Origin of the sequence: Flavivirga abyssicola, from assembly GCF_030540775.2 — a bacterium.
GTDB classification, from domain to species: domain Bacteria; phylum Bacteroidota; class Bacteroidia; order Flavobacteriales; family Flavobacteriaceae; genus Flavivirga; species Flavivirga abyssicola.
In genome coordinates, this window is the sequence record NZ_CP141266.1 from 3244740 (window position 1) to 3261195 (window position 16456).

Below are 16456 nucleotides of genomic sequence, written 5' to 3' on the forward strand. Positions count from 1 at the left end.
ATTTCGTTTCTTTCAATCGATTATAAAATGACCTGATGGATTTATATAATTCATGAGGTTTTAAATAAAAACGATGTCAAACATTATTTATATAGGTTACGAGTTTAAAGTAAGCCCAATACAACCTGGAGTAGAAATACTTATTGCAGAATTGGGGTATTCTGGTTTTGAAAGCTTTGTTGAAAATGAAACAGGGGTTACGGCATATATTCAAAAAGAGGCATGGAATGAATCTATACTTGAAGATGTTCAAATTTTAAATTCAGATGAATTTGAAATCAGTTTTACATTTAAAGAAATTGAGCAAACCAATTGGAATCAAGAATGGGAAAAGAATTTTAACCCGATAGTTGTAGATGATATGTGTTCAGTTCGAGCACCATTTCATGATAAGCCCAATACAAAGTTTGATATTATTATTGAACCAAAAATGAGTTTTGGTACAGGACATCATGAAACAACCCATATGATGATTCAGCATATTTTAAAAAATGATATGACTGATAAGTCTGTTTTAGATATGGGATGTGGTACAGGGGTATTAGCAATTTTGGCAGAAATGAAAGGCGCAAAGCCTATTGATGCAGTAGATTACGATAATTGGTGTTATTTAAACAGTATGGAGAATGTTGCTCGTAATAATTGCCAGCATATTACCGTTATAGAAGGGGATGCCACGGTTTTAAAAAACAAAAAGTACGATATTATTATTGCGAACATCAACCGAAATATTTTACTGAATGATATGAAAACTTATGTGTCTTGTTTAAATGAAGATGGGATGTTGTTTTTAAGCGGGTTTTATAATGATGATATTCCTATGATTACCGATGAATGTGAAAATCATTTGTTAAAATTTGAAGAAAAATTAGAAAGAAACAATTGGGTTTCCTTAAAATTTATAAATTGAACAAAATTTCTAAAGCTTGCTTTAGAGTATCAAAATAAAAATGTTATTCTTACGAAAGTGGGGATCTAATAAAAATTGAGAAATGAGTACCAGAGAAAAAACATCAGAAGAATTACTACTTGAGGAAGAAGTATTAACTCAAAACGAAATTGTTTTGTTTAATGACGATGTTAATACATTCGATCATGTTATAGAAACACTTATTTATGCATGCGATCATACTGCAGAACAAGCAGAACAATGCTCGCTTATAGTACATTATAAAGGAAAGTGTACAGTTAAAACAGGCGTATACGACGATTTAAAACCACGATGCTCAATGCTACTTGAAGCAGGATTAAGCGCTGAAATAGTCTAATTTTTTAGCTGTCCATTCTACCAATAGCACCACTAACAAAAGATTTTGCTTTTGTAATTAGTACATTTTTTCTCCAACAATAGGGTAGGCACTTTCAGTAGTAAGCCCATTTAAGATAATATCAGAATAAAAAAATGCCACTAAATAAAATTTAGAGGTGTTTTTTATGTTTATACATGAATTTTCAGGAGGTATTGCTCTTCAATACTTCAATACATGGATATTAAGTAGTTTATTTAACTAGGTATCCTATGTTTGGCATTTAATTTTCATTTATGTAACGAGCTGCTGAGCTGATTTTCTAATTCACCTACAGATTTCACTTCGTTACCCCCCTGACAATTGGATGGGTATAATTATTATGTATAACTTGCTTAATATTAAATAATTGACTCGTTTTTAAAAGTGCCTGTTTCTATTTGCCATAATGAGCAATATGTTATTCTTTTTATGTTTTCTACAGAAAATGTACGATATAGTAAAAACCATATGTTGTAGTTATTGGGTCAACAGAGGTTAAATTGAGGAGTTGTCTTATTTAGTTTCGTAGAAGTTTAAAAACATAAAAAAAATTACATTATGAAAACAAAATTTTTATCATTACTATTTTTAGCATTATCTTTTAATGCAATAGCAAAAGTCATTAGACCTGGACAAGAAGGGACTATTAATAATTTAATGCAAAATAATACAGTAATTGAATTTCAAAGGGGGAAAACATATAATTTTAGTAACCCTATTATTGTCACTAAGGCTGGTATACTGTTTAATGCTACTGGCTCTGGAGCACTACCTATTATTAGATTAAATAATGCTAACAAAGATCAACTTTTCGATATTAGAGCAAACAATGTTAAATTTAAAAATTTAAATCTTGTAGGGGATAATGCTGGAGTTTTTGGTCGATCTGTTATTAAGGTCACAAGAAATATAACAAAACTTTTGGTTGAGAATTGTACTATAAAAAATAGTCAAAATGGTATAAATTCAACCATTGGCTATGCTTTGAATGGTCTAATAGCTAAACGTGTAACATTTAGTAATATCACAGATGTCTGTATTTTAATTCTCAACAGAAAAACAAATATTTTAAGGATTCCCAAATTAAGAGACAGAGTAGAGATTAGAAATTGTACATTCGAACCAGGATATGATCGTGCTATAGTAAGCGATAATGGTAATGATTTTACACCTTTTAGTAAAATGGTAAATGGGGTGTTAAAACATGGAAATAAAAGAGAAGAATATGCAACAAATTTAAAAGGGAGTATCATAGCAGGAAATACTTTTAAAAAATGTAAAAGATGGCATATTGGTATGGTGCAATCTAGAAATGCTGTTATTAGAGATAATAGAATGGATGGACCAAATGGTTCTGAAATATATTCAGGATGTTTGCATTTTGAACAGTTTGTGTCCGATATTAGAATTTTTAGAAATGTAATGACAAATAACTATGCAGGTTCTAGAGGTTTTCTTGATATGGCCGCAAAAGAAGGAATTAGGAGAATTGGTGATAATAAAGAGCCTTATTTGTTTGTAGCTACTGGTAGTATGTTTTCCAGAAGAGGAAGTGGTGATTGTGATGGTAAAATAGATAAAAACTGTAAAGTAGAAATACATAGATATGGACCAAGAAGGTTTTATATTTATGGTAATACTTTTAAATCTAACGTAAAATTAGAACATGGTATTTCTTTTACTGATGCTGAAGGGTTTTTTATAGGGCAAGATCAAAGCGGAAAAATAGCTAAGAATAAGTGGGAAGTAGGAACAGTACCTACTAAGGGAAAAATACGTATAACTAAGGGTGATCAAGGAAATTGTAATATTAAAATACGTGATAATTTGGCAGGAACAGATATTTATTATAAACCTAACAAACGTGAAGCTTCATTAAATAAAAGAAATGACTGTATTATTCTAGGAAGCGGAAACACTAGTAAAGAAAATAGGTTGAAATCTAATGAAGCAAAAGAAACCGTTATTGATAGTGATTCGTTTTCTTTTTATCCGAATCCGGCATCCAACATGATTACAATTCAAACAGGTAATGAGGCAAGTTATACTCTAGAAATACATGATATCTTTGGTAAAAAAGTAAAGCAGGTTAATGTAGATAGCGGTAATAAAAAATACACCTTAAATTTAAGTAATATGGCTAAAGGTGTATACTTAATGTCATATATAAGAAAAGGACAGGTTAGTAAAAAAGAACGATTAATTTTAAAATAAAGCTTTATTATTGTTTGTAAAGAATATAAAAAAGTGAAAGATAAACTCAATTATGGTTCCCCATATTGGTAATCACAGGGATATTGAGTTTGATAACAATTATTAAAACCTTGTTAAAAGATAATTTTTTATAATAATAAAGGGCATCAAAAAAAGATGCCCTTTATTTATTGGTTTAATGACAAAAAATATGAAAATCAATTTTTTAATATTGTTTTTTAGCTGTTCATTCTACCAATAGCACAACTAACAAAAGATTTTGCTTTTGTAGTTAACGCATTTTTTTCTCCAACAATAGGATAACCAATTTTATGTAATACTTGTTTAGCTTTCAATAATGCTTTTTCGTTTTCATAGGAAAAAGAAACGGTGTGTTCTTCGTTATTAGTTATTACATCACTAATATTTTCTAAATCAGATAACTTATTGGTAATGGTATTTGAGCACCCACCACATTTAAGGTTTTGTATTTCTAAAGTTATATTCATTTTTATAAAGTTGATGGGCAAATAAAAGCAGTCGTTGGTAAATCCGAGTTTTTAATCGCTCCAAAACCACCGGCAATGTCTATTACGTCAAACCCTCTGGCTTTTAAAATAGATGCTGCAATAACAGAACGATATCCACCTGCACAATGTATATGGTAGGTCTTAGATGTATCAATAGCATTCATATTATCATTTATATAATCTAATGCAAAATGTTGCACAGCATCACTATCTAGATGCTCCGATTTATATTCGCCATCTTTTCTAACGTCAAGTATATTAATTGGACCGTTTTTAAAACGATTAGAAAATTCATCGACAGAAATAGACTCAATAGTTTCAATATCTTTACCAGCATCTTTCCATGCTTTTATACCGCCTTTTAGGTATCCTAAGGTATTATCATAGCCCACTCTAGATAATCGAGTTACGGTTTCTTTTTCTTTCCCTTCTGGCGTAACAAGTAGAATAGGTTGTTTTAAATCTGTAATTAAAGCACCAACCCATGGTGCAAATCCACCATGTATTCCAATAAAAATGGAATTTGGGATATGAGCTTCTACAAATTCTTTTTCGGTTCTAACATCCAAAACTAAAGCATCCTCTTGGTTTGCGATAGCTTCAAATACTTCTGGAGCTAGTTCTGTATCTCCTTTTTGCAGAACAGTTTCAAAATTATCATACCCAGATTTATTCATCATCGCATTTTTAGCAAAATACTGTGGAGGTGGAGCAATACCATCTAAAACTTCTTCAACAAACTCTTCTTTTGTCATATCTGCTCTTAAAGCGTAGTTGGTTTTTTTCTGATCTCCTAAAATTCCAACGGTTTCTTTACTTAAATTTTTACCACATGCAGAACCAGCACCGTGAGCAGGGTATACAATAATGTTATCTTCTAGTGGCATGATTTTGTTGCGTAGAGATTCATATAACATGCCTGCTAAGTCTTCTTTTGTCAAGTCTGATTTTATTGCTAAATCTGGACGCCCTACATCTCCTAAAAACAAGGTGTCTCCACTAAAAATAGCATGATTGTCTCCTTTTTCATCAATTAAAAGAAATGTTGAAGACTCCAAAGTATGCCCAGGAGTGTGTAATACCTTAATAGTAATATTTCCAATTTTAAACGCTTCATTATCTGTTGCAATATAAGCATCATAATCAGTTTCGGCTCCAGGACCAAAAACAATAGTCGCTCCTGTTTTTTTTGCTAAATCGACATGTCCGGAAACAAAATCGGCATGAAAATGAGTCTCGAAAATATATTTAATCTCTGCATTTTCTTTCTTAGCTTTATCAACATACTGTTGTGTTTCACGTAATGGATCAATAATAGCAACTTCACCATTAGATTCTATATAATAAGCTCCTTGAGCTAAACATCCTGTATAAATTTGTTCTATTTTCATAATCTATATTTTAATTACAGAGTGGGCAGAAATTCTTTTAATTTAAACATTTCAAAACTACAAATCTTTAACGATTCACTTTGTGACTAAAGTCACATTACAGCTATTTAAGCTCTTTATAAATAATATAAACAGCCATTATTAAAACAAAAAAACCAAAGCTTTTTTTGAGTTTCTTTCCACTTATAAACTTTGAAATAAAAACACCCAAAATAATCCCTATGATAGAAATTAAAGTAAAAGAAAGAAGAAATACCCATTCAATTTCTAAAGTTTGAACATCTCCTATAAAACCAATTAGAGAATTGATAGTTACAATAATTAATGAAGTGCCTACTGCTTTTTTCATTGGGATGTTGGCCCAAACAACCAAAGCTGGAACATATAGAAAACCACCCCCAGCACCAATAAGCCCGGTAACAGTTCCAATAATTAAACCTTGTACGAATGTTTTGTAATACGGTTGAGCATATGAAACAGCATCAGTGTTTTTTCCTTTTTTTATCATAGAATATGAAGCGAGTAACATGATAATAGCAAAAAATATCATAATACTCATTTCTTTAGTGAGCGCATAATTGCCGAAACTAAAAAGCGTATCCGGAATACCTGGAACTAAATAACGTCTGGATAAATAAACAGCAATAAACGATGGGAATGAAAAAGCTAATCCGGTTTTGAAGTCGACCAATCCTTCTTTATATTTTTGATATGTACCTACCATAGAAGAAGTACCTACCACAAAAAGGGAATAAGCAGTGGCGATAACTGGGTTATAGCCTAAAAGGTATACGAGTAACGGTACAGTAAGTATAGAACCGCCACCACCGATTAAACCTAAAACCAATCCAACAATTAAAGCTCCAATATATCCTAAGAGTTGTGTGGAGTCCATTTAATGAGGGAGTTTGTCTTTTAAGGCTCCGTATACATATGTGCCTAAAATTGCTGCGGAAATTACTATGATCATGCTATATACACCTGTGCCTAATAGAATGTACATAGGACCAGGGCACGCACCAATAAGTGCCCAGCCAAGTCCAAAGATAATACCACCAACTATATACCTTGTGATTCCTTTTTCTTTTTTGGGAACAAAAATATCGGCTCCTTTAATACTCTTTATAGTGCCTCTTTTCGATATTTGAAGAAATAAGACTCCAGAAGCAATCGCGGTACCTATAATGCCATACATATGAAATGATTGAAATCTAAACATCTCGTATATTCTATACCACGAAACAGCTTCAGATTTCACTAAAACAATTCCGAAGAAAATGCCAATCAATAAAAATTTTAGATATTTCATGTTTTTAAAAAATTAGGGGTAAAATAAAATTTGTCATAATTAAACCACCAATAAAAAAACCTATGACAGCTATTAATGATGGTTTTTGTAAACTACTAAGTCCTGTTATAGCATGTCCTGAGGTACAACCACCTGCATAGCGTGTGCCAAAACCAACCAATAAACCACCTAGAATTAGAATGAGTAATCCCTTAGGAGTGATTAAGGCTTCAATACTGTACATCTCGTTAGGAACTAATGTGGCACCTGAATTTTCAAATCCCATATTTTGAAGTTCAACAACAGTTGTCGGATTTAAGTCAGTTAGACTATCGTTGGATAAGTATTGAGTTGCAATAAAACCACCAATAATGGCACCAAGTACAACAATTAAGTTCCATATTTGTGCTTTCCAGTTAAATTTAAAAAAAGAGGCTGTTTTTCCAGCTCCCATGATCGAACACATGGTTCTAAGATTAGAGGACATACCAAATGTCTTGCCAAAATAGAGTAATAATGCCATGACTACGGCAATTAGTGGGCCAGATACATACCATGGCCAAGGATTTAAAATGTATTCCATTTTACTTAGATTTATTGCAAATGTAGAGTTAAACTAAAGGAAGTTTTGTAATAAATGTTACTTACTTCCTAGATGTTTAATGATGTTTTGGAACTGGTAGTTATATCCTAATATAATTTCAAATAAAGTAAAATCGAGCTTTTTGAGTTTTTTTGCTAATAAGAATTATAACTTTTTGATTAAATAAAAGATAAATAACAAGCCCGACCATTAATTTTGAACACATAAGATAGATATATTAACGTTCACAAGAGAGTCATTTATAATAAAACTTCAATTTTATTTCTGCTAAGCTTTATCTTATTTTCGTTTTCAAATTGTTTTAAAAGCCTGGAAATAACAACACGTGATGTATGTAAATCCTCGGCGATATCTTGATGTTTTGCAATAATAGTTTTAGATGTGTGAAGTTTAACTTTATTGATTAGGTATTTGTAAAGACGCTCATCCATTTTCATAAAAGCAAGATTGTCTATAGCTTCCAACATTTCATCAAAACGTGTTTGGTAACTTTCTAATATAAAATTTCGCCAACTTTCGTTATTATGAAACCATGCTTGCATATTCTGAACGGGAATCATAATGAGGCTTGAATCTTTTTCGGCAACAGCTCTAATTTTACTTTTAGAAGTCCCCATACAACAAGTAAGTGACATGGTACAAGTTTCTCCCGCTTCTAAAAAATAAATAAGTAATTCGTTACCATCATTATCTTCTCGAAGTATTTTAATATTTCCACTTAATAAAAGCGGTATATATTGTAATGGTTGATTAATGTCTATAATAATATCATCTTTTAAAAACGTACTTATTGTACCCACTTTTTCGATTTCAGATATAAGTGTGTCATCTAAAATATGATTAAACTTTTGATATAATAATTCCTTTCCCATATTCAAAAGTAATGAATTACAAATTTGGAATAAAAATTTGGTGATGTTTTAATAAAAATACTATATTTGCACCCACAAAAATGGCCATGTGGCGCAACTGAATAGCGCACTTGATTACGGCTCAAGAGGTTGCAGGTTTGAATCCTGCCATGGTCACAAATATTACTTCAAAACCCCTTATTCTTAAGGGGTTTTTTTATTCCAAAGAAAGATTAATTCATTACAATTAAGGATTCAAACCTTTCTAAAAAGCGAACAATCTCAATAAATAAAATAATTAATGCCTTAAAACTTCACTAAATAATTATCTATATGATTTGTATATGGGAAAATAAACCAACAATACATAATGTTACTGTTGATTCTTGCTAATAAAAACGCTGAATTATTCTTACAAATTAATAGGTGTTTTTCCTTAAAAGTTAGGGTGAAAATCCTTCGATATTTATATGTATGTGTAGCTACATTTATAATGTAAAATATTGAACGTCCTAAGGGGTAAAGAAAAATTCAATTCATTTGATATGGAAAATAATTTGGAGGAAAGAAATACCGGTAAACAAAACTCAACGCCGAATAATGTAGATCTGTTGTCAAAAGAAAACCCTACACAGTCTAATGCTATAGAAATACCTTCCATTTCACTCCCAAAAGGAGGAGGGGCACTAAAGGGGATAGATGAGAAATTTGAAGTGAATCCTTCAAATGGCACAGCAGGATTTAGTATTCCTTTTCCTGTTTCTCCTGGTAGAAATGGTTTTTCACCATCTATAAACTTAAGTTATAATTCAGGAGTAGGAAACAGTATATTCGGTATTGGGTGGAGTATTGGCTTACCATCAATAAAAAGAAAAACAGATAAGGAATTACCTAAATATCAAGACACAAATAGCTCAGAAGATACTTTTGTTTTTTCAGGAATAGAGGATTTAGTACCATTTTTAGAAGAAGGAGGTACAGAAGCATGGAAAATCAAGGAATACGTTGATAATGGTTATAAAATAAAAAGGTATCGTCCACGTATAGAAAGTGGTTTTTCAAGGATTGAAAAAATAAGTCATCCGGACCATGGTATATATTGGAAGGTGACATCTGGTAATAATCAGGTGACATTTTATGGTAAAAGCAATAATTACAAGATTTCAAATCCTATTGATGAGGAAAGAATTTATGAATGGTTACCTGAATTTTCGTATGATAATAAAGGTAATTATACATATTACGAATATAAAACAGAAAACCTTGACAATGTACCAGATACCATATATAATAAAAACAGAACTAGTGGTTTGGCTCCGTTTACAAATCGGTATCTTAAACGTATAAAATATGGAAATCAAAAACCATATTATCCAGATACGGAAATGCCATATGATTTTGAAAAACCAATAGATGATCTATGTGCATTCGAGTTGGTTTTAGATTATGGGGAGCATGACGAAGATCAGCCAACTCTGGAGGAAATTAATACGCAAAAATGGAAGTATCGCTCGGATGCATTTTCTTCCTATAGATCAGGTTTTGAAATACGAACAAACAGATTATGTAATCGGGTATTAATGTTTCACACCTTTCCAGAACTAAATGCGGGTACTCCCACGTTAGTACGCTCATTGGACTTTGAATATTTATCTTCAGAAGCATTAAAAGAAAAAACAGATAGACCTGCCGAACTTACCTACTTAGTTAGTATTGTCCAAAAAGGGTATATACTAAAACCAGACAATACGTATTCGGTTAAGGCACTGCCTAAAATGACTTTTGATTACCAGTGGCTTAATTGGAATACAGAGACTAAAACAGTTAGTGAAGACAATTTGGTGAATGCGCCTGTTGGGGTTTCAGGAAATTATCAATGGGTTGATTTATATAGCGAGGGGATTAATGGTATTCTAACCGAACAAGCCAATGCATTATTTTATAAAAGTAACTTAGGAGAAGATAAACAAGGACACGTACATTTTTCACAAGCAAAATCCATTATTCCAAAACCAGCATTTTTGGGTATTACAGAAGGGATCCTGCAATTACAAGATTTAGAAGCTAATGGACAAAAACAGGTTGTTGTAAATGCACCAGGGCAACAAGGTTATTTTGAATTAAACGATGAGGAAGAATGGCAGCCCTTTAAAACATTTTTAAAAGAATTACGCATAGATGTGCGTAATCCCAATGTCCGTATGCTAGATCTTAATGGTGATGGGAGACCAGATGTTGTTTTGAGCGATCAAGGTGCTTTTACATGGTGGGGAAATAAAGGGAAAATAGGTTACGATAATGCAGAGTTAGTTCCAAAATCATACAACGAAGAGTCAGGGCCAGCAATTGTGTTTCAAGACCAAAAGCAAAGCATTTTTTTAGCAGATATGACGGGCGATGGGCTTACTGATATTGTACGCATAATCAATGGAGAAATATGTTATTGGGCAAATATGGGGTATGGAAGATTTAGTGCCAAAGTCACTATGGAAAATGCTCCCTGGTTTGATGCTCCAGAGTTATTTAATCCTCAATATTTAAACCTAGCAGATATAAGCGGTACAGGTGTAACGGATATCATTTACCTCGGAAAAAATAAATTCAGTGCATATCTTAATTTTAGTGGAAATGCCTGGAGTGATGCGACATTTATAGATCCTTTTTTTTCGACCGAAAAACCTAATAAAATAACCGTTACCGATTTATTAGGAAATGGAACATCCTGTATGGTATGGTCTTCGGAATTGCCAGGATACAAGCATGCACCCATGCGATATATAGATCTTATGGGAGGCATAAAACCCCACATTATGAAAAGTTATGAAAACGGGTTTGGCAAAAAAGTAGAAGTAGAATATAGGAGTTCAACATCTTACTATTTAGAAGATAAGCGTAACGGAACACCCTGGATTACCAAATTACCATTTCCAGTACAATGTGTGAGTAAATCTATAATAACTGAAGAAATAACAAAGGTGCGTTTTGCCACAAAGTACTCGTACCATCATGGGTATTATGATCATGGAGAACGAGAATTTAGAGGGTTTGGAAGTGTTGAACAACTGGATAGTGAGTATTTTGAAGTATTTGAAAAAACTGGGGCTAGTAATGTTGTAACAAAAGAGCATCATCAGCCACCTGTACTTACAAAAACATGGTTTCATACAGGGGCCTTTTTGGATAAGAAAAAAATACTCACCCAGTTTAAGAAAGAATATTGGTACGAAATTTTTAAAGAAAAAGGATTTGATGTTGAACCCATAGAATATGAATTACCTGATGCGACGCTTTCAGTGGCAGAAAACATAACCAATTTGGATGTAGATTCGCTAGAGGTAGAAGAATGTATAGAAGCTCTAAGAGCCTGTAAGGGTATGGTACTTCGCAGAGAAACATTTGCTTTGGATGCAGAAGACGAGAATGATTTAGAACAGATAAAAAAACAGCTAACACCATATAATGTAACAACACATAATTGCGACATTCAGTTGTTACAGCAAAAGCACCAGAATAAGCATGCTGTTTATATTGTAAGAGAAAGTGAAGCCATTACTTATGCATACGAACGTAATCCAGAAGACCCTCGTATAGCCCATAAGCTAAATATAGAAATAGACGAATATGGAAATATTGTCGAATCTGCCTCTGTTGTATATCCTCGTATACAAACAGAAGACCTTCTTAAAGATGCCCCAACAGATTCGGTGGCCGCTCGAAATGCAAAGCAGCATGCTCGAAACGAACAGCAAAAACGATGGATAACATATTCAGTCAATGATTTTACAAATGATATCACCACTCCTCAAAATTATTTGCTAAGAAAAGGCTGGCAAAACAAAACATACGAAGTAACTGGTATGACGCCCGCCGAGGATATTTTTACCATTGATGATTTTAAGAACAGTTTAAATTCACTTCCAGAGATTGAATATCAAAAGAAACCAGAAGAGGGTATAGTCCAAAAAAGGCTTATAGAACATATAAAAACAAAATACTATAACGATACCCTATCTGCTCCCTTATTAGATGGACAATTAGGTGTTTTTGGAGTGAATTATGAAAACTATCAGTTGGCATATACTCCAAATCTTTTGCAAAGTATTTATACCCCAACGGACTACTCACAAGAATTTGAAGTTACCGAATCGGATATGCTTGAAGCTAAATATTATCAAGAGGATACTAATTGGTGGGTGAGGTCTGGAACGATTCAATTTTTTAATATTGGAGAAACGTTCGAAGATATTAAAGAACGCTTTCTTAATCCGATTTCTTACACAAACCCATTTGGTACAAAAACAGAAGTGTTTTATGATCCGTTATTCATATTTGTTAACAGAACATTAGACCCTTTAGGAAATGAAAGCCAGGTCTTAGAGTTTAATTATCGCACACTTTCGCCAACAAAAATGCGCGATTTTAATGATAATATCGCTTCAGTTATTATGAATGAACTGGGGTTTGTAAAAGCAGGGGCAATTGAAGGTAAAGACACAAATAATGATAAGATAGGAGAAGAGGCAGACAACCTTATTGGTATTGCTGAAATAGCAGACAATGCTGAACAATCTTTAATAGACAGCTTTTTTGAAATTGCTCAGGTACATGATGTTTGTAACTATGCAGAATTACAAAGTGTGGCGAAAGATTTATTGAAATCGGCGAGCAGTTGTATGATATACAATTTTAATCAAAAACCAACTGTAGCAGCAAGTATTATTAGAGAACAACACGCTTTGGAAAATCTGGATAGTCCTATACAAATAAGTTTTGAATATAGTGATGGTTTAGGAAATGTTGCTATGACCAAAGTACAGGCAGAACCCGGTATAGCTAAAAAGGCAATTCAGCTTGATAATGAAGAATGGGACATAGAAGAGGTAGATACCGTTAATCAGTTACGTTGGATAGGTAATGGACGAACCGTTTTAAATAATAAAGGAAATCCTATAAAACAATACGAGCCCTATTTTTCAGTATCTCCCATGCACGAAGATGCTGCAGGACTGGTTGAAACAGGCGTAACGCCAATAATATATTATGATGCTGTAGGGCGCTCCATAAAAACTGAATTTCCAAATGGAACTTTTACTAAAGTAGAATTTGATGCATGGAAATACAATTCTTATGATGCGAATGATACGGTTAAGAATAGTGATTGGTATGTAGCACGAATGACTTTAGCCGATACTAACGCAGAAAAAAAAGCAGCATTAAAAACCGAAACGCACCATGAAACACCCTCATGTGTCATTTTAGATACTTTAGGAAGGCTTGTTTTAACCATAGATAAGAATAAATATCCCAATGCAAGTGACCAAATAATAGAAGAACAATATTATACGTATGTAGACATTGATATTGAAGGTAATGCACATGCTATAATTGATGCTAGAGGTAATATCGTAATGGAATATCAATACGATCTTTTGGGACATAGAGTTGCACAAAAGAGTATGGATGCAGGGAAACGATGGATGTTTAATAATGTATTAGGTAGTCCAGTAAAACTGTGGGACGAACATAAACATGAGTTCCATTATACATATGACATATTACAGCGACCTTTAGATAAATGGGCAAGAGGAGGAGAAGGCACAGTTCCTATGCAAGTGCTGTACAGGAAAATAGTATATGGAGAAGGTCTACCTAATGATAAGCAAAACAATTTAAGAGGCAATATCGCACAAACCTATGATACTGCTGGTAAGGTGATTTCTGAAAGTTATGACTTTAAAGGAAACCGCTTAGCATCCACACGAATATTTGCACAAGAGTATAAAAATATACCTAATTGGGATGTCCCCAATCCGGATGACCTTCTTGAAGGAGCGGCCTATACCTTTACATCAAGCGCAGAATATGATGCCTTAAACCGTCCTGTAAAACAAATACAGCCAGATGGTAGCGAGCACATACCATTTTTTAATGCAGCAAGGTTTCTTGAAAGAGTTGATGTAAAAAAAGGAACTAGTACAAACACTTATGTTCAAAATATAAATTATGATGCTAAAGGACAACGTACAGAGATAACCTATGGCAATGACACAAAAACTGATTATACATATGATCCCGATACATTTAGACTTACCACACTAAAAACATCCAAAAAAGAAGGAGAACCGTTGCAAGATCTAAAATATACTTATGACCCAATTGGAAATATTGTAGAGATTAAAGATCAAGCCATCCCTACAGTATTTTATAATAACCAAAAAATCACTGGACGAAATGAATATACTTATGATGCTCTATACAGGCTTATAGTTGCCAATGGTAGAGAGCAAAGCACAAACATGGCAGATTTTGCTGCTGGTGATAATTGGGGCGATAGTCATGCAAAATTTAACCTTGCTACGAATGACCCTATGGCTATGCATGGGTACGTACAACGGTATAGATATGACACAGTAGGCAATATTTTGCAAACAAAACATATCGCAGGTGCACATTCCTGGACTCGGGATTATGTATACGAAACCAAAAATAATCGTATCAAAAGTACAGAAGTAGGCGAATATACTTTAAACTATGAGCACCATCCAATACATGGCTACATCACCAAAATACCACATCTACCTTTGATGCAGTGGAATTTTAAAGAAGAATTAGCCGCGACTTCCAAACAAGTACGTACCGATGGGGGTACTCCTGAAACCACATACTACGTATATGATGGTTCAGGACGTAGAGTTCGTAAGGTAACCGAGAATGCGGCTGATGAAGGCAATACACCTTCACTAAAAAACGAACGAATTTATTTAGGGAATTATGAAGTATACCGAGATCAAAATGGATTAGAACGTGAAACACTACATATCATGGACGATCAAACACGTATTGCCATGATTGATACGGAAACCGAACCTAGAATGTTCTTAGGTCTTCCAGTAGGCAGAACTACCCCTGTACAAACCGTACGGTACAACTTAAGTAATCATTTAGGGTCATCAACTCTGGAGCTCGACGAGCACGCGAATGTCATTAGTTATGAAGAATACCATCCCTTTGGTACTACAGCGTATCAGGCACAAAACTCAGCTATCAAAGCAGCCGCAAAGCGGTATCGCTATACAGGAATGGAACGTGATGAAGAAACGGGATTAGAATATCATAAGGCGCGATACTATATACCGTGGTTAGGTAGATGGCTAAACAGTGATCCGTTGGGAATGATTGATGGAGCCAACTTATATAAATATGGCAGGAATAACCCAATAAAGTTGGTTGATATCAACGGGACTGAAAGTATTGACTTAGGCTTATACGAAGTCGTAGAAGATATGCCGGAATCCTTCTTCTCTTTTACGGGTAATAGAGGTGATTTAGAAGCTGTGCGTCATGCAATTGATGAGGCCGATGAAATACGATTTCATTTGGATGATATAGATGAGGATAGACTTTTGCGTCAGGTTGAAAATATTGCTGACGCAGTAGAAGAATTTGGCGATGACATTGATGAATTAGAGCGATTTCTTCAACGTACCGATTCATTTACGGCTTATGAGTTCTATGAAGTAGTAGGAGATCAAGAGGTATTGGATAAAGTTGAATTTTTTGAGGGAGGTTCTCGGGTTCCACAGGAAAGAATTGATAATCTAAAAAGCAATTTTGGGGATTTAGTAGGGGATGGTGGTCCGAGAGCCACAAGAAGAAGTGGCGGTCCTGGTGGGGGTGATGGGCCTGGAGGGGGAGGCTCAAATGGTGATGGTGGAGGTACTCGAGGAGGAGGAACTCCAGGGGGCGATGGTAGCCCACCAAGAGGTAATGGTCCTGGTGGAAGCCATGCATCAGCAAGAGCTACTGCTCCAGATGCGCCCGATGTTCCAAGAACACGAGTACGGACACCAGGAAGAGCACCAAAAGTAAAGGGGGGTATTATTATTGGGGCACTTATTGCGGGCGTTGTTTTATTAGCTACCGGAGATGTCTATGCAGCAGGTCAATCTGTAAATCCTGCAGCAGAAACAACAGATGCCGTTGTGGAAGGAGGTGATGCTGGAGATGTCGCCTTAGGGATATTAAGTGATATATGGTATGCAACACCACCTGGAATGATTCACGGTTTAGGTAATCTAAATCAGGCAGCAATGGATGCATCACATTTTCCTGCCCCCGAGGGTTGGGTAGAACAACAGGTTGAACAGGGAAGAAATCCATTTTGTGCACTTTGCCATGGGCCTAATGCCCCTGCCAGACAACAACCAGGAGAAACGAGTCTATTTACCGATTTTGATACGTTCCAAACTGAAACTGATAGAGAAGCATTAGAGGCTTTTGTAAGATCGCTCGAATCAAGATAAGTTAACC

At 34.2% G+C, this 16456-nt stretch carries 10 protein-coding genes and 1 tRNA gene; 5 read left to right on the plus strand and 6 right to left on the minus strand.

The window, feature by feature from the left end; translation table 11 throughout:
• The first annotated feature begins 73 nt into the window (after window positions 1-73).
• The 3 genes from prmA to Q4Q34_RS13705 all read left to right on the plus strand — a co-directional run bounded on the left by prmA (window position 74) and on the right by Q4Q34_RS13705 (window position 3503).
• Window positions 74-910 carry a 50S ribosomal protein L11 methyltransferase gene (gene prmA / locus Q4Q34_RS13695; RefSeq protein ID WP_303315899.1) on the plus strand — a complete coding sequence of 279 codons (837 nt, stop codon included), beginning with the start codon at window positions 74-76 and terminating at the stop codon, window positions 908-910.
• Between the two features lie 82 nt (window positions 911-992).
• Entirely contained in the window at window positions 993-1268 is a 276-nt protein-coding gene (locus Q4Q34_RS13700) for an ATP-dependent Clp protease adaptor ClpS (protein ID WP_303315897.1), read from the plus strand.
• 579 nt (window positions 1269-1847) lie between these two features.
• A complete protein-coding gene (locus Q4Q34_RS13705; protein ID WP_303315895.1) occupies window positions 1848-3503 on the plus strand; it encodes a T9SS type A sorting domain-containing protein in 1656 nt (551 codons plus the stop codon).
• 218 nt (window positions 3504-3721) lie between these two features.
• Here the strand turns inward: Q4Q34_RS13705 and Q4Q34_RS13710 are convergent, their stop codons facing one another.
• The 6 genes from Q4Q34_RS13710 to Q4Q34_RS13735 all read right to left on the minus strand — a co-directional run bounded on the left by Q4Q34_RS13710 (window position 3722) and on the right by Q4Q34_RS13735 (window position 8167).
• A complete protein-coding gene (locus tag Q4Q34_RS13710; RefSeq protein WP_303315894.1) occupies window positions 3722-3991 on the minus strand; it encodes a heavy-metal-associated domain-containing protein in 270 nt (89 codons plus the stop codon).
• 2 nt (window positions 3992-3993) lie between these two features.
• The gene (locus Q4Q34_RS13715; RefSeq protein ID WP_303315893.1) at window positions 3994-5403 is read right to left on the minus strand and encodes an MBL fold metallo-hydrolase; all 1410 of its coding nucleotides are present in this window, start codon (window positions 5401-5403) and stop codon (window positions 3994-3996) included.
• Between the two features lie 103 nt (window positions 5404-5506).
• Window positions 5507-6298, minus strand: a complete 792-nt coding sequence (locus Q4Q34_RS13720; protein WP_303315892.1) for a sulfite exporter TauE/SafE family protein — start codon at window positions 6296-6298, stop codon at window positions 5507-5509.
• On the minus strand, window positions 6299-6712 hold the full coding sequence (locus Q4Q34_RS13725; protein WP_303315890.1) for a DUF6691 family protein: 414 nt from the start codon (window positions 6710-6712) through the stop codon (window positions 6299-6301).
• Window positions 6713-6716: 4 nt separating this feature from the next.
• Window positions 6717-7274, minus strand: coding sequence for a YeeE/YedE family protein (locus tag Q4Q34_RS13730; protein ID WP_303315889.1), 558 nt, complete (start codon window positions 7272-7274; stop codon window positions 6717-6719).
• A 260-nt stretch (window positions 7275-7534) separates the two neighbouring features.
• The gene (locus Q4Q34_RS13735; protein ID WP_303315888.1) at window positions 7535-8167 is read right to left on the minus strand and encodes a Crp/Fnr family transcriptional regulator; all 633 of its coding nucleotides are present in this window, start codon (window positions 8165-8167) and stop codon (window positions 7535-7537) included.
• 82 nt (window positions 8168-8249) lie between these two features.
• Here Q4Q34_RS13735 and Q4Q34_RS13740 point away from each other — a divergent pair.
• Together Q4Q34_RS13740 and Q4Q34_RS13745 are read left to right on the plus strand one after the other, a co-directional pair.
• A tRNA-Arg gene (locus Q4Q34_RS13740) sits at window positions 8250-8323 on the plus strand.
• A 368-nt stretch (window positions 8324-8691) separates the two neighbouring features.
• Window positions 8692-16449, plus strand: coding sequence for a SpvB/TcaC N-terminal domain-containing protein (locus Q4Q34_RS13745; RefSeq protein ID WP_303315887.1), 7758 nt, complete (start codon window positions 8692-8694; stop codon window positions 16447-16449).
• Window positions 16450-16456 lie beyond the last annotated feature (7 nt).